Source organism: Streptomyces sp. NPDC058231 (genome assembly GCF_042882275.1).
In the GTDB taxonomy this organism is placed as follows: Bacteria; Actinomycetota; Actinomycetes; order Streptomycetales; family Streptomycetaceae; genus Streptomyces.
The window spans coordinates 1-20,700 of record NZ_JBHVWN010000103.1 but is presented as its reverse complement, the minus strand read 5'-3'; the positions used below and the strand labels follow the sequence as shown (position 1 = coordinate 20,700).

The following is a 20,700-nucleotide window of genomic DNA, read 5'->3' as shown; positions in this document are numbered from 1 at the left end:
TGCCAAGACCGCCCCGCAGCCAAACCCACCCCGCTACAATCCCCACACTCAAGCCGTTGACCAGCGGTAATGGAGAAGTCCGGCTGGAGTATTAGGCATGGGACCGGAGCGGATCCGATGCGGGAGGTGGTGGTGACTCCGGCGGACGGTGACTGCGGCTGCGCGTGGGGGCTGCGGTGCCGGACGGACGCCGGTGTGACGGCAGGCTCCGGTCGCCCCGGGGGACAGGGCGTGCGGCCGGTGCCTATCGGTCGTCCAGATCAGGGACCACGTGCATCGCCGCCTCCTCGGCCGAGGCTGCCGCGCCGTCGATGCCGATGTCGAAGGCGATCATGTCCTTCTCCTCGTCCCCGTGCGCCCCCTCGTCGGGCGCGACCAGCCGCCCGGCCCGTCTGTCACCGACCTCCTCGTCACGGGCTTCACCGTCGGTGTCGGAGACGTCACCGATCGCGTCCCCGTCCGGTACGGAGAGGTCCGGCTCCTCCTCGCTGAGGCGCTGGTCAAGGCTCTCCCCCTGGTGCCGCTCCGCCGCGGTGACACCGTGGTGCTCCACGGCCCAGGGCCGGTCAGGCGGCGAATAGCCCGCGTCGAGCGGGTCCCCGTCCGCCCGGTCGTCAAGCGTGTCCGCCGGGTCGAGCAGACCGGCGTCGTCCTGCACCTCGGAGCCGTCCGGCTGGTAGACCTCGTCGCCCATGGTGGCGTTGCCGTCCATGGCACCTCCACTCTCGGGAATGAACCGTCGGGACGACGTTCTGTTCGCGCCATCTCCTCCTTCTCATCATGTGCGGTGTCGGCCGTCGGGACGAGTGGAAGCGTGCAGGTGCCCCGCACGGCCCTGCTCGAAGGCCTGCACCGGGCATTCCGCGGCCCGGCCCGGCCACCGCTCGATCCGGTCCCTCCGGCGCTGATCACGGGGTCGTCCACCCGCCCCGGAACCGTCCGCCCCGGAACCGTTCGCCCCGGAACCGTTCGCCCCGGAACCGTTCGCCCCGGAACCGTTCGCCCCGGAACCGGGCGGGCAGCGGCGCGCCGGGTCAGGTCAGCCGACGTGGACGCGGGGCCGCTGCGCAGGGTCCGGCTCCGCCCGGCGCAGGACCTCGCGGGTGACCGGGGCGACTTCGCCGTCACCGAAGACGAGAAAGCGCAGCAGATGACTGACCGGGTGGCCCTCGGTCCAGTTGAAGTAGGCGTGCGGTACCTGCCCGGTGCGGTTGCGCAACTCCATCAGGACGGCCGCGATGGTGTTGGGCACCACCGCGCTCTCCATGCGCAGCCTGCGCACTCCGTGCTTCTCGTCGCCGTGCACGGCCACCGAGGCGGTGAAGTCCGAGGAGTCCTGGATGAAGACCTCCAGGAAGAGCACGGGACGGCCGTCGGGGATGTGTGTCTGCTCGCGCTGGCTGTACTCCTTAGCCCGGTACGCGACGGTGCTGTGCTCCTGCGGCTCGTTGGCGATGATCCGCAGCGGTCCGGCCGCCGCCGCCTCGTCGATCAGTCGGATCGCCTGTTCGTCGAAGGTGACGGCCGCGGCCCGCAGCTCGAACGCGCGGTGGATGCGGGAGGCGGAGGACGTCAGCAGGATGGCGATGATGAAAAGCGAAGCGATCTTGATGCCGTCGGGCCGTTCCACGACATTGGTGACGAGGGTGTACCCGAAGACGGCGGTGATCGCACCGAAGCCGGCAGCGGCCCAGCGGTGTCCGCGTCGGTGGACGGCGACCGTCGACGCGAACGAGGCCGAGAGCATCAGTACCAGCACGCCCGTCGCGTAGGCGCCGCTCTGATCGTCGACATCGGCGTTGAACCAGACGGTGATGGACACCGCGATCGCCATGAACACCAGGACCAGGGGCCGCACCGCCCGCGTCCACTCCGGCGCCATCCCGTAACGCGGCAGATAGCGCGGTACGAGGTTGAGCAGTCCGGCCAGCGCGGAGGCGCCGGCGAACCACAGGATGGCGATGGTCGACACGTCGTACACGGTGCCGAACGCCTCACCGAGATACTCGTGCGCGAGATACGCCAGCGCGCGTCCGTTCGCCGAACCGCCGCTCCTGAACTCGTCCTGCGGGATCAGGATCGTGGTCGCGAGACTTGACAGCAGCAGGAAGCAGCTCATGATCACGGCGGCGGTGGTGAGCAGCTTGCGGGTGTCGCGGATGCGGCCGGCCGGCTTCTCATGGGTGTCCGTCGCGTCGCCGCGCACCTGCGGCATCACGGCGACACCGGTCTCGAATCCGGACATGCCCAGTGCCAGTTTCGGGAACACCAGCAGCGCCACACCGATCATGGCCAGTGGTGAGGAGTGCTCCAGCGTCATGGCGTCCGTCCAGTCGCCGACCTTCACCGGGTGGGAGAGGACCTGCCAGGCGGACGTGGCCAGGACGACCACATTGAGGGACAGATATGTCGCGACGAGGATCACCGCGATGCCGATCGCCTCACGGAAACCCTTGAGGAAGACCGTGGCCAGCGCCGCGACCAGGACGAGAGTGATCCAGACGTTCTCGCCGTGCAGCCAGTGCGGGGCGAACGGATTCTCCACGACGTGCGCGGAGGCGTCCGCGGCCGAGAGCGTGATGGTGATCATGAAGTCGGTGGCGGCGAACCCGAGCAGCACGAGCACGAAGAGCTTCCCCGCCCACCAGGGCAGCAGACGCTCCAGCATGGCGATCGAGCCCTCGCCGTGCGGACTCTCCTTGGCCACCCTGCGGTAGACCGGGAGTGCGCCCAGCAACGTCAGGGCGATCAGGACCAGGGTGGCCAACGGCGAGAGCAGTCCGGCCGCGAGCGCGGCGATACCCGGCTGGTAGCCGAGCGTGGAGAAGTAGTCCACGCCGGTGAGGCACATGACTCGCCACCAGGTGTGCCCCTTGTGCTCGGGGGCGGGTGTGCCGTGCGGCCCCGGGTGGCGGGCGGTCTGCTCGCTCAGTCCCTCCAGCAGCCAGGCCCGCCATCCGTGCCGCCGCTGCGATGTGGCGTGTCCTTGCCCGGGCCCGACCGGGCCGGGTCCTTGCGTGCTGGTCATGTAGGTGTTCTTCCTGTCGATCTGCCGTACGACGAGGAGGGAGTATCCAGCACATCCTCATGCGCCCGGAGACCGGGGGCGACCGCGCCCGGCGGTTCGGAGGACCGGCGGCGCGTCAGTATCCCGTCAGTGCAACCCGGATGGCCGTCAGTATCGCGTCAAAGCGGGACGGAGCCGCTGGCCACCGGAGATAGCGTGACGTGACCGCCCCGGCCCGCCTCCCCGCACCGGGGGCCATGTCCCGACCCCGGGCTCACTGAGGAGGATTCCCATGGCAGGGCTCGCGGCCCGGAGTACGCACGCGCCGGCCGGCGGACCGGAACCGCAGCGCACCCCGGCCGGCCGGAGGCCGTCAGCACCCCCGGTGGTTTCACCGCCGACCCGGGCGCCGGGAAAGTCCACCGCGACGTACGGCTGACCCCGGCCGAGCGGCACCTGCTGGAGTTCGTGGTCAGAGCCCCCGGGCGGCTGAGCACGCGGCGGCAGCCGCTCCAGGAGGTCCGGGGACTGACCTGCAGCAACAGAACCGGCTATCTGCGGGTCCACACGGCCCGATTGAGGCGAAGGCTCGAACCGGCCCGTCCCGTCCGCGGTGTCTCATCGCGGAGCCGGGCACGGGACACCGCTTCGAACCCTGGAGATCGGGCGGAAACATGGGACGCGGGAAGCTCCGGATCTACCTCGGCGCCGCTCCGGGCGTGGGAAAGACCTACGCGATGCTCTCGGAGGGGCACCGGCGGGTCGAGCGCGGCACGGACTGCGTGGTCGCGTTCGTGGAACACCACAGCAGGCCGCGCACCGAGGTGATGCTCCACGGCCTGGAGCAGCTGGGGCGCAAGCACCTGGAATACCGGGGCGCCGTCTTCACCGAGATGGACGTCGATGCCGTACTCGCCCGACGGCCCGCGGTCGCCCTCGTCGACGAACTCGCCCACACCAACATCCCGGGCTCGCGCAACGCCAAGCGCTGGCAGGACGTGGAGGAGCTTCTCCAGGCAGGCATCGACGTCGTCTCGAACGTCAACATCCAGCACCTTGAGTCACTGAGCGACGTGGTCGAGTCGATCACGGGTGTCCGGCAGCGCGAGACGGTGCCCGACGAGTTCGTCCGGCACGCCGACCAGATCGAACTCATCGACATGTCGCCCCAGGCACTCCGCCGCCGGATGGCCCACGGCAACATCTACCAGGCCGACAAGGTCGACGCGGCACTCTCCAACTACTTCCGCCCGGGCAACCTCACCGCCCTGCGGGAACTCGCGCTGCTGTGGACCGCGGACCGCGCCGACGAATACCTCCAGGTGTACCGGTCCGAGCACCGGGTCTCCAGAATCTGGGGATCGCGCGAACGCATCGTCGTCGGTCTCACCGGCGGACCGGAAGGCCGCACCCTGATCCGACGCGCCGCCCGGCTGGCGGAACGGGGCGCGGGCGGCGAGGTGCTCGCCGTCTACATCGCCCGCAGTGACGGGCTCACCTCTGCGTCCCCGAAGGAACTCGCCGTCCAGCGCACCCTCGTCGAGGACCTGGGCGGTACCTTCCACCATGTCATCGGGGAGAACGTGCCTCCGGCGCTGCTGGCATTCGCCCGCGGTGTCAACGCGACCCAGATCGTCCTGGGCGTCTCCCGCCGCAGACCCTGGCAGTACGTTCTCGGCCCCGGGGTCAGCGGTACGGTCGCCCGGGACTCCGGCCCCGACATCGACATTCACCTGGTCACCCATGACGCCGTGGGCAGGGGCCGGGGGCTGCCGGTCACCAGGAGCACCAGACTCGGCCGCTCGCGGATCATCTGGGGCTGGCTGACCGGCATCGCCGGACCCGCACTGCTCACCGTCCTCCTCGGCGGCCTCGCTCCCCGCATGGGCCTCGCCAACGACATGCTGCTGTATCTGTCGCTGACGGTCAGTGCCGCACTGCTCGGCGGGCTGCTCCCCGCCCTCGCGTCCGCGGTCTTCGGCTCCATCCTGCTCAACTGGTACTTCACGCCGCCCGTTCACACGCTGACCGTCGCCGATCCGCAGAACATCGTGGCGATAGTGATCTTTGTGGCGGTGGCCGTATCGGTCGCCTCCGTAGTGGATCTCGCGGCCCGCCGGACCCATCAGGCGGCCCGGCTGCGCGCCGAGTCCGAGATCCTCTCCTTCCTCGCGGGCAGCGTTCTGCGGGGTGAGACGACGCTGGACGCCCTGCTGGAGCGGGTCAGGGAGACATTCGCCATGGAGTCCGTGGCGCTGCTGGAGCGGGCCGGTGAGACCGCCCCGTGGACCTGTGCGGGCAGTGTCGGCCCGGGGCCGGCCATTCGTCCCGAGGACGCCGACGCGGACATGCCGGTGGGCGACGACATGGCGCTCGCGCTGTCGGGCCGGGTGCTGCCCGCCGAGGACCGCCGGGTGCTCGCCGCCTTCGCAGCTCAGGCCGCCGTCGTCCTGGACCGCCGGCGGCTTCAGGACGAGGCCCAGCGGGCCCGCGGGATGGCCGAGGGCAACCGCATCCGTACCGCCCTGCTCGCCGCCGTCAGCCATGATCTGCGCACTCCGCTCGCCGGCATCAAGGCATCCGTCACCTCCCTGCGCTCCGACGACGTGGAATGGTCCGAGCAGGACCGGGCCGAATTCCTCCAGGGCATCGAAGCGGGCGCCGACCGTCTGGACCACCTGGTCGGCAACCTTCTCGACATGTCGCGGCTGCAGACCGGCACCGTCACCCCGCTGATCCGTGAGATCGACCTCGACGAGGTGGTGCCGATGGCGCTCGGCGGCGTACCCGAGGGCAGCGCGCTGCTCGACATCCCGGAGGATCTGCCGATGGTGGCCGTCGACAAGGGGCTCCTGGAAAGGGCCGTCGCCAACGTCGTGGAGAACGCCGTCAAGTACAGCCCCGACGGCAGACCGGTACTGGTGTCGGCCAGCGCCCTGGCCGACCGGGTGGAACTGCGGGTCGTGGACCTCGGCCCGGGCATACCCGACGAGGCCAAGGACCGCGTCTTCGAACCCTTCCAGCGGCACGGTGACGCCCCGCGCGGCGCGGGTGTGGGTCTCGGGCTCGCCGTGGCCCGGGGCTTCACCGAGGCCATGGGCGGCACACTGGCCGCTGAGGACACGCCTGGCGGCGGGCTCACCATGGTCCTGACGCTGCGCACGGCGTCGGACCGGGCGGGCGCGCAGCCGAACCTGCCGGCCACCGCGACGTCGTAGCGCGGCCTGCACGTGCGTCGGCGCGTCCACGCGCCGTGGGGCCCGGCAGCGGCTGCTGCAGGGCCCCACGTTCCTCAATTCATTCCGCCTCGCCCCGTGTCAGGGGAAGGACACCACGTTGGAGGGAACCGTCGAGGTGCCGGACGTAGCCGCCCCGGTGCTGTTGATCACGTGCTCGTACTGTCCCTGGCCGCCCAGGGACACGACCAGCAGATCGTGGAACTTCACCCCGGACTTCACCGGGGCCTCGAAGCCGTGGTCCTGACGGATCGTCGGGTCCACGTTGTAGTAGCAGTAACTGCCCAGGCCCCAGCCCTCATGGGTGTTGACCGAGTCGTCGACCTTGTAGGCCGCGTACCCCTTGACGGAGCCGTTCTGCACGGCGGCCTGGTTCGGAGCGTCGTACGACTTCTCGTTCTGGAAGAAGATCGTCTTGCCGTTCTCGCCGGACCACTGCACGTCGTACTTGTTGAAGTGCTCGACGAACAGGCCGGTGGCCAGCACGTCGTCCCCGTTGACCCGGAGCCCGTAGTCCGCCCGGTTGGTCTCCCAGCCGACCCCCTCACCGTGGTCGGCACGCCAGATCCAGGTGTGGTCGACGATGGTGTCGTTGTTGTTGATCACCATGCTGGTGGTGGCCTTGCCGGCGCCCGCGCCGCCGATCCGGACGAACACGTCCTGAACGGTGGTCGGGTTCGCCGAGTGGTCGGCCGATGCGCCGTCGGGGCCGACCTGCAGCAGCACCGAGGAGTTCTGCGGACCGGCGTCGATCAGGAGACCGGCGAGCTTCACGCCGTCCACGTCGCCGACCTTGATCGCGGTCACACCGTTGTCCGGGATGATCGTGGCAAGTCCGAGACCGAGGACGACGGTGTTCGCGCGGTCGATGTTGATCGTCTGGTTCACGTGGTAGACACCGGGCGTGAACAGCAGGTGCAGCCCCTGCTGCACCGCGGCGTTGATGGTCGCCGCGGTGGCACCGGGCTTGACCACGTAGAACTGGCTCAGCGGGATGGACTCGCCCTGCGGCGTGCCGTTCCACGAGACGCCGCGCGCGTTGGTGCGCTTGGCCGGGACGAAGACTTTGTACTCACTGCCGTCCAGGTAGAGGAACGGCTTCTCGCGGGAGACCGGCGTGTTGTCCAGGGTGGTGTACGGAGGGTCGGGGAAGCTCTGCGCGGGTGCCCCCTCGACGCCGGAGAACGTCATGTTCCAGACGCCGTTGCCCCAGCTGCCGACCGAGCTGTCACGGGTGTACCACTGCTGCTGCGAGTACGGTCCGACCTGGCCGTCGATCTTGCTGTCGGCGATGTAGCCGCCGCTGGCCCATCCGTAGCCGTCAGGTGCGAGGTTGAGGCCGCCCTTGACGTGCATACGCCGGAACGGTGCGGCCTGCGAAACGGCCCAGCGGTCCGTACCGCTCACCGGGTTGAGCGCCAGGTTCTCCGCCGAACGCCAGAAGTTCTGCGTGGCGTTCCCGTTGAACCAGCCGGCGTCGACGGTCACGTCACCGTTGAAGGTGGTGTCGTCCGGCTTCAGGCCGAGCCCTGCGATGGAGGTGTAGAAGCCGAGCTGGGCGTTGATGTTGTTGTACGTGCCCGGCTTGAACAGCAGCGCATAGCGACCGTTACCGAACTGCGCCGACTCCTGCTGCTTGAAGATGTCGTCGACCTTGGCCTGGATGCCGGGTGTCGACGGGTCGAAGACCAGCACATTGGGACCGAGGTCGCCGCCGCCGGGGATCTGCTGGCCGCCGGTGTCACCGGTGGTGCCGAACACCTGGAACTCCCAGAGCGAATAGCCGTACTGGGTGGCACGGGTGGTGCCGGTCAGCCGGACGTAGCGGGCGGTGCCGGAGACGTTCAGGGTCTCCGTGCCGCCGGGGCCGGTGGTGGTGGAGTAGGCGGTGCTCCACGTGTTGTCGTCGGTGGAGAACTCGATGCGGTAGCCCTTGGCGTAGGCGACCTCCCACGTCAGCACGATCTGGCTGACCGAGGCGGAGGTGCCGAGGTCGACCTTTATCCACTGGGGGTCGGCGGCGGCGCTCGACCACCGGGTGCCGTTGTCCCCGTCCACGGCGGAAGCGGCGGGGGTGCCTGCGTTCTCCTCACTGGAGACGGTCACGGTCCTGCCCTGGGAGAGCAGCGAGGGCGCCGCACTCGCGGGCGTCGCGGGGACGATCGCCAGCAGTGAGACGACGAGACCGGCGACGGCGGCGAGCACGCCGGTACGCCGTCGGCCCGCAGAGCGGGCAGGTCTGGGGTGTGCGGGGGGTGCGTACATAGAGGTGTGTCTCCTGAGTCGTGGTACGGGTGCACGACGCGCAGTCGGAGAGCGCTCTCCGGCTGCGGGAGATACTTCTCCCTTGTTACGGACACGTCAATAGATGTGCAACGGGAGCCGCAGCGGGGCCTGTTGGGAACAAGAGTTGAACGATTGATGTGGGCTGGTTGCCCAGTTGATGGCCGTGCGACCACAGGGGGCGGGCTGAGTTGACGGCCCGTCGGTAACGGTGGGCGCCGGCCGCGCCGTGGTGCGGGGCGACGCGGGTGCGGCCGCCCGGCCGTGAGTCGATGGCCGTTCCGGGCGGCCCGCACCACTGCCGACGCTCCGTCAGGTGCTGTCCGGGAGCGGCTCGGGCGTGATCGGCCGCGACGGTGAGGGCGGCGACAACTGCACCGTCCGCAGCGGGTTGCGCGGCGGGCGGGCCCGCCACTCGCGTGGGTAGCCGATCGACACCTCCTCGAATCGTACCCCGTCGTAGTGGGTCACCCGCGGGATGTGCAGATGCCCGTAGACCACGGCCGCGGCGCGGAAGCGGCGGTGCCAGTCCCTCGTGAGCTCGGTCCCGCACCACTGCGCGAACTCGGGGTGGCGCAGTACATCGGTCGGTTCCCGCACCAGCGGATAGTGATTGACCAGGACCGTGCGGTGGTCGTCCGGGACGGCGGCCAGCCGTAGTGCGGTCTGCCGTACCCGCGCACGGCACCAGTCGTCCCGCGTCGGATACGGGTCGGGGTGCAGGAAGCGCTCGTCGGTGCAGACGACCCCGGTCCCGTGGGCGTAGGCGAGGGATTCGTCCTTGGTGGTCGTTCCGGGGGCGCGGAACGTGTAGTCGTACAGCAGGAAGAGCGGCGCGACGGTCACCGGACCGTACTCGTCCTCCCACACCGGATAGGGGTCCTCCGGGGTGAGAACACCCAGATTGCGGCAGAGCTCGACCAGATGGAGGTAGCGCGCCTCGCCCCGCAGCTCCAGGGGATCGCGCGGGTGGGTCCACAGCTCATGGTTCCCGGGGACCCAGACGACCTTCGCGAAGCGCTCGCTGAGCAGTTTCAGCGCTTGTTCGATGTCGGCGGCCTTCTCCGCCACATCGCCTGCGACGATGAGCCAGTCGTCGTCGGAGCCGGGACGCAGGGACGACACGATGTCGCGGTTTTCGGCGTAGGCGACGTGGAGGTCGCTGACCGCCAGCAGTTGTCCGTTCAGGGCAGAACTCCTCGTTCCGTGGGCACCGTGCCCGGCCTCTCCGGGCAGTTCCGGTGAGGGACCTGGAGACCGGGGACCCGTTCGGGCGGGTGTGACGCCGTGCTCCCGGCAGACCGGTCCGGCCTCCCCGGCTCCGATCGAACCATCTGGCCCGGCAAACTTCGAGACGCCCCGGCGCCGGGCGTCGTCGGCTGCGCCGCGGAACGGCGGCACGCGGCAGGGGGCAGTGGCGCGCCGCCGGGCTCGGTGACCGCTCCGAAGGCCCCGGCAGAACGCGGGGACCAGGGGCGGCCCGTCCCCCCGGCCCGGTCCGTCGGGGGCCTCCCGCACGTACCGACGTAGCATGATCCCCATGGAACAGCGCACACTCGGCAGGACCGGCCAGGACGTATCCGTGGTCGGACAGGGCACCTGGCAGCTCGGCGGCGACTGGGGCGAGGTGCGGGAGGACGACGCGTTCGGCGTCCTGGACGCCGCGGTCGAATCGGGCGTCACCTTCTTCGACACGGCGGATGTGTACGGGGACGGCCGCAGCGAACAGCTCATCGGCCGCTATCTGAAGAACCGCCCGGACGCCGGTGTGTTCGTCGCGACGAAGATGGGCCGGCGCGCGGAGCAGCTCCCGGAGAACTACGTCCTCGACAACTTCCGGAGCTGGAACGACCGTTCTCGGGCCAACCTCGGCGTCGACACCCTCGACCTCGTGCAACTGCACTGCCCGCCCACCGCCGTCTACTCCTCGGACGAGGTCTACGACGCGCTCGACACCCTCGTCGCCGAGAAGCGGATCGCCGCCTACGCGGTGAGCGTCGAGACGTGTGCCGAGGCACTCACCGCCATCGCCCGGCCCGGTGTCGCGAGTGTCCAGATCATCCTCAATCCGTTCCGTCTCAAGCCGCTGGACGACGTCCTCCCGGCCGCTCGGGCGGCGGGTGTGGGCATCATCGCCAGGGTCCCGCTCGCCTCCGGACTGCTCTCCGGGAAATACACCGAGGACACCGTCTTCGCCCCGGAGGACCACCGCACGTACAACCGCCACGGTGAGGCGTTCGACCAGGGCGAGACCTTCTCCGGAATCGACTACGGGACCGGGGTGGCCGCGGCCGCCGAGTTCGCCGGGCTCGCGCCGGAGGGGGCGACCGCCGCTCAGACCGCGCTGCGCTGGATCATCCAGCAGCCCGGTGTCACCAGCGTCATCCCCGGCGCGCGTTCGGTCGAGCAGGCCCGGGCCAACGCCGCGGCCGCATCGCTCCCGGCTCTGCCGCAGAGCACACTCGACGCGGTACGGGAGCTCTACGACCGCCGGATCCGGGCCGGGGTCCACGGCCGCTGGTAGGCGGAGGCGCCGCGCGCCGTCAGTCGCTCAGATCGACCCGCACGCTCAGCAGGTCCGTGCCGACCGCCCGGACCGCCGCGCTGTTGAGGCGCGGCAGCGTCCTGAGCCGGGCGCGCGGGTCGTCCTCCGGCACCAGATGTGCGGTTCCGGTGTGCCAGCGCCCACCGATCCGGACCCGGACCCGCGAGTGTGCCTGGATGTTGCGTACGTACTGCGACTTCTCGCCGTATTCCGAGACCAGCCAGAACTCATGGCCGGTGCGGCGTCCGCCGACCGGGGTCCGGCGGGGCAGTCCCGAGCTGCGCCCCGTGGTCTCCAGCAGCGTCTGGTTCGGCAGCCGGCGGATCAGTGGATTGCCGATCCGCCGCTGGAACGATGTGACGACCCGGAACTTGATCTCGTGGTAGCGCGACACGGGTGGCTCTCCTGTCGTTGCCGGTGGCCTCGCCGGCCCCGGCAGGCCGGCCGGGGCCGCGATGTGCGGGAGAGGGGCGATCAGCCAAGCGATACGCCGCTCAGGAGCAGCAGCACGATATCGGTCCCGGCCAGCGCGAGCGTGGCCAGGAACGGCAGGCGGCTGTCGGACGCGGAACGCAGCGGAAGGCAGACGGCCACCGCCAGCGCCCCGGTCACGGCGAGACCGGTCCAGCCCGTGGCGTCGGGCGGCCCGGGCGGCCCGAGGACCAGGACGGCCGACGCGGCGAGCAGCGTGAGTGCCGCGACGGTACGGGTGCGGCGCCGGCCCAGCCGCTGGGGCAGACCGCGGACGCCCGCGGCCAGATCGGCCTCGATGTCGGGGAGGACGTTGGTGAAGTGCGCGCCCACGCCGAGGAGCGCCCCCGCGGCTACCAGGGTGGTGGTGGGCCAGGGCCGGCCCGGCAGCGCGAGCGTGACGAAGGCGGGGAGCAGGCCGAAGGCGAGCGCGTAGGGCAGCCAGGAGAGCGGTGTTCGTTTGACGCCGAGGTTGTACGACCAGGCGGCGGCGACCCCGGCCAGATGGGCGGCGCCCGCGGCGGGGCCGTTCGCCAGGGACAGCGGAACGCACAGCGCCAGAGCGGAGCAGGCCGCCACCGCCACGGTACGGACCCGTACGGTGCCGGCCACCAGCGGTTTGTCGCGCCGCTCCGCCGCCCGGTCCCGCGCGATGTCGATGCAGTCGTTGCTCCAGCCGACGGAGAGCTGGCCGGTGAGGACGGCCAGGGCCACCAGGCAACTGCCGGGCGTGCCGCGCCCCGCCGCCACAGCCAGCACGGTGATCAGGGCGGACACCGCCAGCGCGGGGGCGGGGTGGGACGACAGGAGCAGGGCCAGGACGGCGCGGCCGGGCCGGTGACGGCGCCCGGGCACCGCGGTCGCCTGCGGGGACGGCGAGACGGGGGACGGCCGGAGAGTCTCATTCATGACGTTCGATCAAAACACGTCGTCCACATCTATGGTGACGAAATGACGCGAATTGTCGCGATCCATGGGGTGCTCCCGCCGCATCGGTACGAGCAGTCCGAGATCACCCACGCCTTCGCCGACATGTGTCTGCCACCAGGTGCGGACCGGGGTCTGCTGGAGCGGCTGCACAGGACAGCGACCGTACGCGGTCGCCATCTGGCCCTGCCTCTGGAGCGGTACGCCACCCTGAACGGGTTCGGCGAGGCCAACGACGCGTTCATCGAAGCCGCCCTCCGGCTCGGGGAAGAAGCCGTCCGTGGCGCCCTGGACCGGTCCGGTCTTCTGCCCGGCGACATCGACCTGGTCATCTCCACCTCGGTGACCGGCATCGCCGCGCCGTCGATCGAGGCGCGGCTCGCCGGGCGGATCGGGCTGCGGCGCGATGTGAAACGCGTGCCGATCTTCGGGCTCGGCTGTGTGGCCGGGGCCGCCGGACTCGCCAGGGTCCACGACTACCTCGACGGCCACCCCGGCCAAGTCGCGTTGCTGCTCTCGGTCGAACTCTGTTCGCTGACCCTGCAACGCTCCGACGCGTCCGTACCCAACCTGGTGGCGGGCGCGCTGTTCGGCGACGGCGCCGCCGCGGTCCTCGCGGTCGGCCGGGACCATCCGCACCGTCAGGAGCGGTCCGGCCCGACGGTCGTCGCGACCCGCAGCGCCCTGCACCCCGGTACCGAACGCACGCTGGGCTGGGACATCGGTGACGAGGGCTTCCGTATCGTGCTGGGCGCCGACCTCCCGAACCTGGTGCGCGGGACGCTCGGTGACGAGGTGCGTTCCTTCCTCTCCGACCACGACCTCAAGATCCGGGACGTGGCGGCCTGGGTCGTCCACCCCGGCGGCCCGCAGGTCCTGGAAGCCGTACGCGAGACACTCGGGCTGCCCGCCCGCGCACTGGAACCGACCTGGCGTTCACTGGCCGAGGTCGGCAACCTCTCGTCCGCGTCCGTCCTGCATGTCCTCAGGGACACCCTGACGCCGCACCCGCCACCGCCCGGAACACCCGGACTCCTCCTCGCCATGGGGCCGGGCTTCTGCACCGAACTCGTCCTTCTCCGCTGGTAGCCGCGCCGTGATCCTGTACACCGTCCTCATCCTCCTGGTCGCCGTCGAACGGCTGGCCGAACTCGTCACCGCCCGGCGCAACGCCGTCTGGAGCCGGCGCCACGCCGGCCGGGAGTACGGGCGCGGCCACTACCCCGTCATGGTCGTCCTCCACACCGCGCTGCTGGCCGGCTGCCTGGCGGAGACCTGGGCGGGCGGCCGCCCCTTCCTGCCCGCACTCGGCGTACCGATGCTCGTGCTGGTCCTGGGCGCCCAGGCGCTTCGCTGGTGGTGCATCACCACTCTCGGGCCCCGCTGGAACACCCGCGTGATCGTGGTGCCGGACCTGCCCCTCGTCACGGCCGGACCGTACCGGTGGCTGAGCCACCCCAACTACGCCGCGGTGATCGTCGAAGGGTTCGCGCTGCCGCTCGTCCACACCAACTGGCTCACCGCGACCGGCTTCACCCTGCTCAACCTGCCGCTCCTCGCGACCCGCCTGCGGTGTGAGAACACCGCCCTGGCCGGCACCGCTCCGGCGGCGTCGTGATCGACCTGCTGGTCGTCGGGGGCGGCCCCGCCGGACTCGCCACGGCGATCCATGCCGCCCGGGCCGGGCTCGACACCGTCGTCGCCGAACCGCGCCCCACCCCGATCGACAAGGCCTGCGGCGAGGGGCTCATGCCGGGCGCCGTGCACGCCCTGGCCGAACTCGGCGTCACCGTCGACGGGCACCCGCTGCGCGGGATCCGCTACCTCGACGGACAGCACCGTGCCGAAGCCCTCTTCGCTCCCGCCCCCGGCCGGGGTGTCCGCCGCACCGAACTGCATGCCGCCCTGGCACGCCGCGCGGCGGAGCTCGGTGTGCGGATGATTCCGGCACGGGCGGGCAGCGTCCGGCAGGGCGCGGACAGCGTCTGCGCGGCAGGGGTCACCGCCCGCTACCTGGCCGCCGCCGACGGACTGCACTCACCGATCCGGCGCCAACTCGGCCTCGGCCGGACCGACCCGCGGCCCCCCAGATACGGACAGCGCCGCCACTACGCGATCGAGCCCTGGACGGAATGCGTCGAGGTGTACTGGTCACCACGGGCCGAGGCGTACGTCACCCCGCTCGGCCCGCTCCTGGTCGGCGTCGCCGTCCTGACCGAGGAGCGCGGCCCGTTCGACAGCCACCTGGCACGCTTTCCCCTCCTCGCGCGCCGTCTCTCCTCCGGCGCCGCCACTCCTGTGCGCGGCGCCGGACCGCTGCGGCAGCGGGTCGGCTCCCGGGTGGCCGGCCGGGTGCTGCTGGTCGGCGACGCCGCCGGATACATCGACGCGCTCACGGGTGAGGGGGTCTCCCTGGCGCTCGCCGGTGCGGCGCAACTGGTGCGCTGCATCCGCGACGGCCGCCCGCAGGCGTACGAGCGGGCATGGCGCCAGGTCTCCCGGCGCCACCGCCTGCTCACCGAGTCGCTGCTCTGGGCCCGGCACCATCCGCGACTGGCAAGCCGCGTCGTCCCGGCCGCGACCCGCCTGCCCGCGGCCTTCACCGCCCTGGTCAACCAGTTGGCGTGACCGGCCGCTGTCCCGGCACGGCGGCCGGACACCCCCATCACCGCAGGTGGTCGCCGGCCGGTCGGTGCGTAACCGGCGTGGTGGGTCAGGGGCGTGGGAAGGGCGGCGGTCCGGAGGGTGCGGGGCGCCCCGTCGCTCCCGGGTACGCGGCGAAGGGTGAGGGCGTTGTCGCTCGGCGCCGCCGCGACAGCCGGCCGACGATCGCACAGACGACACCCGCGAGGGCGAGGACCACGCCGATCAGTGCGCCGATTCCCAGCACGGCCGGTCCGGTGGCATCGCCAAGTGCCCGGCCCTGCAAGGCCGTCACGGGCACGGTCCCGGATTCCTCGTCGGGGAAGTAGCGCGAGTCGTTGGAGTCCGCACGGTTGTCGCCGAGCAGGAACATCCGCCCGGCCGGAACCTTCACGTCGTACGGTCCGTGCCCGCCGTCCACCTCGGCCCCCTTGAGGTAGGGCTCATCGAGCGGCGTCCCGTTCACGGTCAACCGGCTCGCGTCGAAGACCACATGGTCGCCGCCGATTCCGATGACGCGCTTCAGCACGGCCATCCCGTCTAGGAGATCCGGTGACCTGAACAGCACCACATCGCCCCTTCGGGGCGCCTCGCCACGGGCCTTCTCGATCGGTACCCGATGGCCCGTCGGGTAGGTCGGCTCCATGGACACGCCCCCGGGCGTGACCGTCGTGTAACCGCTGCGAACGGTCCAGAGCGTTCCCGTCATCAGCGCGATGCCCAGGCCGGCAAGCACGATCCCCGTGATGAACAGTCCACGTCCGGTGCGTCGCATCCGCCGGCCTCCCCTCACAGCCACATCACCACCTCACCCGTGCGGGTGCAGCGACACGGTAGATCACCCCGGTCGCCAGGAGCGTGGCGGGTACGAGGAAGTGGAGACGGCGGGCCCGGCACACCCCTACTCCAGACCGGACACCTCGAACACGGTCCGGGCCGTTCGCCGGTCGATACGGTCTCCGAGCCGGCGCAGCGCCGTCGCCCCGCAGAGCAGGGTTCCGCGCTCCACACAGGTGCGGGCGTCCTGATCCAGACGGTGCCACAGCGCCGGGTTGGCGATCAGCACCCGGGGGTCGAGCTCGACCCGGCAGCCGTCGGCGTCACGGAGCAGCAGGCGTTGCGAGACTCCGTCGGACCAGCGCACGGACACCAGCCGGTCGGTGCGTACCGTCGTCCCGCGCAGCAGGCCGCGGGAGGCGAGCCAACCGGGGCCCGCACAGACGCGCGGCGGCAGCAGCACCACACACAGCGTCGCGGCGACCGCCGTCCACAGCAGGACACGCAGCCAGGTGAGCCGCCCGGCGACCGCGTCGACCGCCAGCAGGAGGCCCAGCAGCGTGCCGGAGCAACCGCCCGCGAAGCGCAGCTCACCGGCCCACTTGTGGTCGTATGCCGTCATGCCGCCCGGTGGGCGCGGGGCGCGGCCGGGACGGCGGGTCGGGGGCGCGTCGGCGGCGTGGGGGTCGGGCACTGCGGGCACACGTCGTTGCATGGCACAGAGGCTATGGAGAGCGGGACACGCGGTCGCCGCCCTTGACGCAGCGCTGACGCCGGAACCATATCTCCTGACGGATGCCTGACGCCGGATCCGTATCCTCCGGCGGACGGCCGACCCCTCGCGACGGCCGGAGTCAAGAACGCGTGAAGAGGGGGCCTGCCGACGCCAAGAAGACGACAGGACGGGGCACGGCCCCTGCTGGGCGGGGCAGCCTGAGCGGACCTGAGCAGAAGGAGTCCGATCCATGTCCGCTCCGACCACCGGGGCCGCACCGAGTGGCACGCGGTCCGGCGCCGAGCAGCCTCCCGACAGCGGAGCGAAGCACAAGCTCACCGCCGTCACCGGACTTGCCGCGCTCTCGCTCGACGCGATGGCCTCGGTGGCGTACGGCCCCGAGGCCATCGTCCTGGTCCTCGCCGCCGCCGGGGCACACGGGCTCGGCTTCACCCTCCCGGTCACCGCGGCGATCGCCGCGCTGCTGGCGGTACTGGTCGCTTCGTACCGTCAGGTGATCGCCGCCTTCCCCGACGGCGGTGGCAGCTATGCGGTCGCCAAGACGTATCTGGGTGCCCGCACCGGCCTGGTCGCGGCCGCCTCGCTGGTCCTGGACTACGTGCTGAACGTCGCCGTCGCGGTGACCGCAGGCGTCGCGGCGCTCACCTCCGCCTTCCCGGAGATCTACGGCGACCGGGTGTGGCTGTGCCTTCTGGTCCTTGCCCTGATCACCGCGGTGAATCTGCGCGGGATCGTGGATTCCGCGCGCGCCTTCGTCGTGCCGACCGTCGTCTTCGTCGGATCGATCCTGGTGCTGATCGCGGTCGGGCTGTTCCGCGAAGCCCCGCTCTCCACGGCGGCCGCCGCCGGTCACGACTCCGTACTCGCCGGCAACGCCACCACCGTCGGCGCGCTGCTTCTGCTCAAGGCGTTCGCATCGGGCTGCTCGGCACTGACCGGCGTCGAGGCCATCGCGAACGCCGTCCCGTCCTTCCGTGCCCCGGCCGCCCGCCGCGCGCAGCGCGCGGAGATCGCTCTGGGTGCACTGCTCGGCGTGATGCTGATCGGCCTGTCCGTCCTGATCTCCCGCTTCGGACTGCAGCCGGTGGAGGGCGTCACCGTACTCGCCCAGCTCGCGGACGCCTCCGTCGGCCACAACTGGGCCTTCTACGTCATTCAGTTCGCGACGATGACGCTGCTGGCGCTCTCCGCCAACACCTCGTTCGGCGGACTCCCGGTGCTGTTGAAGCTGCTGGCGCGGGACAACTACCTCCCGCACGTCTTCGGACTGAAGGCGGACCGACAGGTCCACCGGCACGGTGTGCTGACCCTTGCCGGTGTGTCCGCCGCCCTTCTCGTGCTCTCCGGGGGCGACACCAACACCCTGGTGCCGCTGTTCGCGATCGGCGTCTTCGTCGGCTTCACCGTCGCGCAGGCGGGCATGGTCCTGCACTGGCGTCGGACACGCGGTGGGCGCTGGGCCGCCAAGGCCCTCCTCAACGGCTTCGGCGCCCTGCTCACCGGAGTGTCCGCCGTTGTGGTCACGGCGACCAAATTCCACGACGGCGCCTGGCTCGTCGTGGTCGCGCTCCCTCTGCTGGTCGCCACCTTCGAGTGCGTGCACCGTGCCTACAGGCGGATCGGCGAGCGTCTCGGAGTGGGCAGGATCCCCGAACCACCGCACCGCGACCGGTCGATGGTCGTCGTCCCGGTCTCCTCGCTGACCCGTCTGACCAGTGAGGCGCTGACCGCGGCGGTCTCGCTGGGCGACGAGGTCCGGGCGGTGACGGTCTGCCACTCGGACCCCGAGGACCGCGACCGGACGGAGGCACTGGAGCGCGACTGGGCGTTGTGGAACCCGGGTGTACCCCTCGTGCGAGTGACCTCGGACCGCCGTGCGCTGGGACGTCCGATCGCCGCGTACGTGAGGGAACTGGCCGCCGTCGAACCCGGCACCAGGATCACTGTGCTGATCCCCGAGGTCGAGCCCGCCCGTCTGTGGCAGCGGGCCCTGCAGAACCAGCGCGGAGCGGTCGTCGCGCACGCGGTGCGGCGGGACACCTCCGCGGTGATCTGCCGGCTCAGGTTCCGGCTGGACTGAGCCGCTCACCGTCGCCGGTGTCCGTAGGTCCGAAGTTCCGTCGCCTGCACGAGGGTTGACATACAGCTACCGTACCGAGACGCTTTTTAGAAAGTGATTCTAACACTGGCCGGCTCGCGGAAGCGCTGGGCCGGGGCGGAGTTGCGGACGGGAGAGGCGTATGGGTGGCGTCGTGGAGGGCCGGGTCGTGGTCGTCACGGGGGCGGCTCGCGGGATCGGCCGTGAGCACGCGCTGGAGTTTGCGCGGCAGGGCGCGAAAGTGGTGGTCAACGATCTGGGTGCGGAGGTGGACGGAACGGGGTCCTCGTCCGGACCCGCGGGCGAGGTCGTGACGCAGATCCGCGATGCGGGCGGTGAGGCCGTTGCCAACGGCGACGACGTGTCCGACTTCGAAGGCGCTCGCAGGCTGGTGGAGTCGGCGCTCAGCCACTTCGGCGACCTGCATGTGCTGGTGAACAACGCCGGCATCCTGCGCGACAGGATGCTGGTGAACATGACCGCCGAGGAATGGGACGCGGTGATCAGAGTGCACCTGCGCGGCACGTTCGGTCCGCTGCGACATGCGGCGGCGTACTGGCGGTCGCAGGCGAAAGCCGGCGTGCAGGTCGACGCGCGGGTGATCAACACGACATCCTCGTCCGGCATCTACGGAAACCCGGGGCAGGCCAACTACGGAGCGGCCAAGGCGGGGATCGCAGGACTGACCGTGATCGCCTCCCAGGAACTGGAGCGCTACGGCGTCGCGGTGAACGCCGTGGCACCGGCGGCGCTCACCCGTATGACCGAGGGGCTGCGGCCCGACCGTGCGGTGGCGGAGCCCGGCACGTTCGATCCGTCGGCCCCGGAGAACATAGCTCCGCTGGTCGTCTGGCTGGCCGGACCCGCGGCACGGGGTATCACCGGTCGGGTGTTCAACGTGCGCGGCGGACTGATCAGCGTCGCGGAGGGCTGGCACGCGGGCCCGGCCGCCGACAACGAGTCGCGCTGGGAGCAGGCACAACTGGACCGGGTGATTCCGGCGTTGGTCGACAAGGCCCGTCCGAACGCGTCGCAGAACGGCCGGGCGCCGGGGGAGGACCGCTGACGTGCCCCTCGACCACAGTGTGATCGGCATCGAGTCCCCACCGGTCGAGCGCTCCTGGACCTCCAAGGACACGCTGCTCTACGCGGTCGGGGTCGGCGCGGGGCTGGACGACCCGCTGCGGGAACTGGCCTTCACCACGGAGAATTCGCACGGCATCGGCCAGCAGGTGCTGCCGACGTTCGCCGTGCTGGCGGCGCAGGGGGCGCGGGGCCGGAGCATCGGCGTGTTCGACCCGGCGATGCTCGTGCACGCGGAGCAGTCCTTCGAGCTGCACCGGCCCCTTCGGCCCGCCGGGACCGTACGCGTCACCTCGAAGGTCACCGGGATGTACGACAAGGGCTCAGGTGCGCTGGTGACCAGCGAAGCGGTGGCTGTGGATCCAGGTTCGGGTGATCCGGTGGTCACCTCGCGCAGCGCCGTCTTCATCCGGGGGGAGGGGGGCTTCGGCGGGGACCGGGGGCCGCGTGACAGCTGGCCGGAACCCGGCCGTGCGCCGGACCATCGGATCACCTGCCCCACCCGGCCGGAACAGGCCCTGCTGTACCGGCTCTCCGGCGACCGCAATCCACTGCACTCCGATCCCGCCTTCGCCGCGAAGGCCGGGTTCGAACGTCCGATCCTGCACGGCCTGTGCACCTACGGGGTGACCGGACGCGCCCTGCTGCACACGTTGGCGGAGTCGGAACCGTCCCGGTTCGTCTCCATGTCGGGCCGGTTCAGCAAGCCGGTCCGCCCCGGCGAGCCGCTGACCGTGTCCATCTGGAGGGACGGCGACACCGCGCAGTTCCGCACCACCAGGGCCGACGGGACCGTCGTGATCGATCGTGGGCGGGTCACTGTTCGCGGGGCAGGTGGTCCGGGAGCCTGACGTCCGCACCGCTCGCGCCGGGGCGACGACACCGGCCGCCGTC

16 protein-coding genes and 1 pseudogene are annotated in these 20,700 nt (G+C 71.0%); 9 read left to right on the top strand and 8 right to left on the bottom strand.

The genetic code is table 11. The features are described 5' to 3' along the window. Positions 1–244 precede the first annotated feature (244 nt). Both ACFVXE_RS36585 and ACFVXE_RS36580 read right to left on the bottom strand, forming a co-directional pair. Complete coding sequence (locus tag ACFVXE_RS36585) at positions 245–712, bottom strand: DUF5709 domain-containing protein (protein ID WP_389677835.1); 468 nt, start codon at positions 710–712, stop codon at positions 245–247. Positions 713–1,039: 327 nt separating this feature from the next. After that, entirely contained in the window at positions 1,040–3,028 is a 1,989-nt protein-coding gene (locus ACFVXE_RS36580; protein ID WP_389677834.1) for an amino acid transporter, read from the bottom strand. A gap of 414 nt (positions 3,029–3,442) precedes the next feature. Between ACFVXE_RS36580 and ACFVXE_RS36575 the strand changes: the two are divergent. Beyond that, positions 3,443–3,595 (top strand): annotated as a pseudogene (locus ACFVXE_RS36575) (helix-turn-helix domain-containing protein); the annotation flags it as partial. An 86-nt stretch (positions 3,596–3,681) separates the two neighbouring features. Beyond that, positions 3,682–6,225: a DUF4118 domain-containing protein gene (locus tag ACFVXE_RS36570; RefSeq protein WP_389677832.1), complete on the top strand. Its 2,544-nt coding sequence runs from the start codon at positions 3,682–3,684 to the stop codon at positions 6,223–6,225. Positions 6,226–6,324: 99 nt separating this feature from the next. On the opposite strand, the gene ACFVXE_RS36565 is transcribed toward ACFVXE_RS36570, so the two are convergent. Both ACFVXE_RS36565 and ACFVXE_RS36560 read right to left on the bottom strand, forming a co-directional pair. Then, positions 6,325–8,508, bottom strand: coding sequence for a discoidin domain-containing protein (locus ACFVXE_RS36565; RefSeq protein WP_389677831.1), 2,184 nt, complete (start codon positions 8,506–8,508; stop codon positions 6,325–6,327). Positions 8,509–8,838: 330 nt separating this feature from the next. Further along, on the bottom strand, positions 8,839–9,762 hold the full coding sequence (locus ACFVXE_RS36560; RefSeq protein WP_389677837.1) for a metallophosphoesterase family protein: 924 nt from the start codon (positions 9,760–9,762) through the stop codon (positions 8,839–8,841). Between the two features lie 295 nt (positions 9,763–10,057). Here ACFVXE_RS36560 and ACFVXE_RS36555 point away from each other — a divergent pair, with 295 nt between their 5' ends. Further along, entirely contained in the window at positions 10,058–11,050 is a 993-nt protein-coding gene (locus ACFVXE_RS36555; protein ID WP_389677829.1) for an aldo/keto reductase, read from the top strand. A 19-nt stretch (positions 11,051–11,069) separates the two neighbouring features. Here ACFVXE_RS36555 and ACFVXE_RS36550 read toward each other — a convergent pair whose 3' ends face one another. Continuing rightward, positions 11,070–11,465, bottom strand: coding sequence for a nitroreductase family deazaflavin-dependent oxidoreductase (locus tag ACFVXE_RS36550; protein ID WP_389677827.1), 396 nt, complete (start codon positions 11,463–11,465; stop codon positions 11,070–11,072). A gap of 80 nt (positions 11,466–11,545) precedes the next feature. Further along, on the bottom strand, positions 11,546–12,451 hold the full coding sequence (locus ACFVXE_RS36545) for a UbiA family prenyltransferase (protein ID WP_389677825.1): 906 nt from the start codon (positions 12,449–12,451) through the stop codon (positions 11,546–11,548). A 42-nt stretch (positions 12,452–12,493) separates the two neighbouring features. On the opposite strand from ACFVXE_RS36545, the gene ACFVXE_RS36540 reads away from it, so the two are divergent. From ACFVXE_RS36540 to ACFVXE_RS36530, 3 genes are read left to right on the top strand one after another with little or no spacing between them, the layout of a single operon-like run. Further along, positions 12,494–13,558 (top strand): type III polyketide synthase, encoded by a 1,065-nt coding sequence (locus tag ACFVXE_RS36540; RefSeq protein ID WP_389677824.1) that lies wholly within the window; start codon positions 12,494–12,496, stop codon positions 13,556–13,558. Positions 13,559–13,565: 7 nt separating this feature from the next. Next, the gene (locus ACFVXE_RS36535) at positions 13,566–14,087 is read left to right on the top strand and encodes an isoprenylcysteine carboxyl methyltransferase family protein (protein WP_389677822.1); all 522 of its coding nucleotides are present in this window, start codon (positions 13,566–13,568) and stop codon (positions 14,085–14,087) included. After that, on the top strand, positions 14,084–15,097 hold the full coding sequence (locus tag ACFVXE_RS36530) for an NAD(P)/FAD-dependent oxidoreductase (protein WP_389677820.1): 1,014 nt from the start codon (positions 14,084–14,086) through the stop codon (positions 15,095–15,097). The genes ACFVXE_RS36535 and ACFVXE_RS36530 overlap by 4 nt, the downstream gene beginning before the upstream one ends. A gap of 85 nt (positions 15,098–15,182) precedes the next feature. Here the strand turns inward: ACFVXE_RS36530 and lepB are convergent, their stop codons facing one another. Both lepB and ACFVXE_RS36520 read right to left on the bottom strand, forming a co-directional pair. Continuing rightward, the gene (lepB, locus tag ACFVXE_RS36525) at positions 15,183–15,887 is read right to left on the bottom strand and encodes a signal peptidase I (protein ID WP_389677819.1); all 705 of its coding nucleotides are present in this window, start codon (positions 15,885–15,887) and stop codon (positions 15,183–15,185) included. A gap of 126 nt (positions 15,888–16,013) precedes the next feature. Further along, positions 16,014–16,604: a hypothetical protein gene (locus ACFVXE_RS36520; RefSeq protein ID WP_389677817.1), complete on the bottom strand. Its 591-nt coding sequence runs from the start codon at positions 16,602–16,604 to the stop codon at positions 16,014–16,016. Between the two features lie 250 nt (positions 16,605–16,854). On the opposite strand from ACFVXE_RS36520, the gene ACFVXE_RS36515 reads away from it, so the two are divergent. From ACFVXE_RS36515 to ACFVXE_RS36505, 3 genes are all read left to right on the top strand, one after another. Continuing rightward, positions 16,855–18,705 carry an APC family permease gene (locus ACFVXE_RS36515; protein ID WP_389677815.1) on the top strand — a complete coding sequence of 617 codons (1,851 nt, stop codon included), beginning with the start codon at positions 16,855–16,857 and terminating at the stop codon, positions 18,703–18,705. Between the two features lie 160 nt (positions 18,706–18,865). Further along, positions 18,866–19,789, top strand: coding sequence for an SDR family oxidoreductase (locus ACFVXE_RS36510; RefSeq protein WP_389677813.1), 924 nt, complete (start codon positions 18,866–18,868; stop codon positions 19,787–19,789). 1 nt (position 19,790) lies between these two features. After that, the gene (locus ACFVXE_RS36505) at positions 19,791–20,657 is read left to right on the top strand and encodes a MaoC/PaaZ C-terminal domain-containing protein (RefSeq protein WP_389677811.1); all 867 of its coding nucleotides are present in this window, start codon (positions 19,791–19,793) and stop codon (positions 20,655–20,657) included. The last annotated feature ends 43 nt before the right edge of the window (positions 20,658–20,700 follow it).

Excerpts from the sequence above, each read along its gene's own strand:
- ACFVXE_RS36545 (WP_389677825.1), bottom strand. The coding sequence starts at position 12,451 with ATGAATGAGACTCTCCGGCCGTCCCCCGTCTCGCCGTCCCCGCAGGCG.
- ACFVXE_RS36570 (WP_389677832.1), top strand. The coding sequence starts at position 3,682 with ATGGGACGCGGGAAGCTCCGGATCTACCTCGGCGCCGCTCCGGGCGTG.
- ACFVXE_RS36555 (WP_389677829.1), top strand. The coding sequence starts at position 10,058 with ATGATCCCCATGGAACAGCGCACACTCGGCAGGACCGGCCAGGACGTA.
- ACFVXE_RS36510 (WP_389677813.1), top strand. The coding sequence starts at position 18,866 with ATGGGTGGCGTCGTGGAGGGCCGGGTCGTGGTCGTCACGGGGGCGGCT.
- ACFVXE_RS36580 (WP_389677834.1), bottom strand. The coding sequence starts at position 3,028 with ATGACCAGCACGCAAGGACCCGGCCCGGTCGGGCCCGGGCAAGGACAC.
- ACFVXE_RS36515 (WP_389677815.1), top strand. The coding sequence starts at position 16,855 with ATGTCCGCTCCGACCACCGGGGCCGCACCGAGTGGCACGCGGTCCGGC.
- ACFVXE_RS36520 (WP_389677817.1), bottom strand. The coding sequence starts at position 16,604 with ATGCAACGACGTGTGCCCGCAGTGCCCGACCCCCACGCCGCCGACGCG.
- ACFVXE_RS36565 (WP_389677831.1), bottom strand. The coding sequence starts at position 8,508 with ATGTACGCACCCCCCGCACACCCCAGACCTGCCCGCTCTGCGGGCCGA.
- lepB (WP_389677819.1), bottom strand. The coding sequence starts at position 15,887 with ATGCGACGCACCGGACGTGGACTGTTCATCACGGGGATCGTGCTTGCC.
- ACFVXE_RS36585 (WP_389677835.1), bottom strand. The coding sequence starts at position 712 with ATGGACGGCAACGCCACCATGGGCGACGAGGTCTACCAGCCGGACGGC.
- ACFVXE_RS36540 (WP_389677824.1), top strand. The coding sequence starts at position 12,494 with ATGACGCGAATTGTCGCGATCCATGGGGTGCTCCCGCCGCATCGGTAC.